This window comes from Ectothiorhodospira shaposhnikovii (genome assembly GCF_016584105.1).
GTDB classification, from domain to species: Bacteria; Pseudomonadota; Gammaproteobacteria; order Ectothiorhodospirales; family Ectothiorhodospiraceae; genus Ectothiorhodospira; species Ectothiorhodospira shaposhnikovii.
Genome location: NZ_NRSM01000128.1, coordinates 1 through 278 on the forward strand (window position 1 = coordinate 1; position 278 = coordinate 278).

The 278-nt window shown below is 74.1% G+C and carries 1 protein-coding gene; it reads left to right on the top strand.

Annotated features, from left to right (window positions below; all coding sequences use genetic code 11):
• Positions 1-273, top strand: a 273-nt coding sequence (locus CKO35_RS17685; RefSeq protein WP_200177413.1) for a glutathione S-transferase family protein, incomplete at its 5' end; no start/stop codon positions are given.
• Between the last annotated feature and the right edge of the window lie 5 nt (positions 274-278).

The following is a 278-nucleotide window of genomic DNA, read 5'->3' on the forward strand; positions in this document are numbered from 1 at the left end:
GAGCTGTCCATCGCCGATGTCGCCGTCGCCTGCCTGTTCCGCAATGCCCAGTTGGCGCGCTACCAGGTCGACGGCGAGCGCTGGCCGCGCCTGGCGCGCCTGTTGGCTGACGCTTTCGCCCTGCCGGCCTTCCAGCATCTGGCGCGTTTCGAGAAGGCCACCGCGCAGACCCCGGTCGCCGAACAGCGCCAGGCGCTGCGCGAGGCCGGCGCGCCGCTCAGCGCGACCAGCCACGCCCGCGAGCGGCCGGTGCGCGGTCCGATGAGCCGCTGAGAGGG